The sequence below is a fragment of the Kineococcus vitellinus genome, assembly GCF_009906315.1.
Lineage (GTDB): Bacteria > Actinomycetota > Actinomycetes > Actinomycetales > Kineococcaceae > Kineococcus > Kineococcus vitellinus.
Genome location: NZ_JAAALL010000599.1, coordinates 1 through 866 on the forward strand (window position 1 = coordinate 1; position 866 = coordinate 866).

General features: G+C 82.6%; 1 protein-coding gene. It reads left to right on the forward strand.

The features are described from left to right. Positions 1–142: 142 nt before the first annotated feature. A complete protein-coding gene (locus GTQ99_RS23650; protein WP_166618075.1) occupies positions 143–829 on the forward strand; it encodes an SDR family NAD(P)-dependent oxidoreductase in 687 nt (228 codons plus the stop codon). Positions 830–866 lie beyond the last annotated feature (37 nt).

Here is an 866-nt window from a genome sequence, read left to right on the forward strand (position 1 = left end):
CGCCCGCCGTTCGCCGACGTCGTGCCCGGCGCCCCCGGCGCGGACGGCCTGCTGCTGCGCGCCCGCAGCCGCGCGGTGGCGGTGCTGCGCTGAGGGTGCGCCCGGGACTGCGCGGGGGCCCGGGCTGTGCGAGCGTGCGGGCGTGACCGACCTCGAGGGCGCCGCCGTCCTGCTCACCGGTGCCGGCGGCGGGCTGGGCCGCCCGATCGCGCAGCGCCTGGCCGCGGCGGGCGCCCGGCTGGTCGTCAGCGGCCGCGACGCCGCCCGCCTGGAGGGGCTGGGCCACCCGGTGCTCGCGGACCTGCGCCTGCCGGGGGAGCCCGAGCGCCTCGTCGCGGAGGCCGCGGCGCACCTGGGGCGCCTGGACGGCCTGGTGCACGCGGCGGGGGTGGTCGCCTTCGGCCCGGCCGAGCAGGCCGACGACGACCTGCTCGACGAGCTGTTCCTGGCCGACGCGATCGGGCCGGTGCGCCTGCTGCGCGCGGCGCTGCCGCACCTGCTGCGGGCGCAGGCGCAGCGGCCGGGGGCGTTCGCGGCCGTCGTGAGCGCCGTGGTCGCCGAGCGCCCGCAGCCGGGGATGGCCGCGTACTCGGCGGCCAAGGCGGCGCTGAGCGCGTTCACCCGGGCGCTGGCCGGCGAGGTGCGCCGCGAGGGGGTTCGGGTGCTCGACGTGCGCCCGCCGCACACCGAGACGGGGCTGGCGGGGCGCCCGGTGGCCGGCAGCGCGCCGCGGCTGCCGCGGGGGCTGGAGCCGGACGCGGTGGCCGAGCGCGTCGTGGCCGCGCTGGCCGGGCAGGAGCGCGAGCTGCCCTCCACCGCCTTCGGCTGAGCGGGGCGGCGGGCGCTCGCGCGGGCGGCCGCCGACC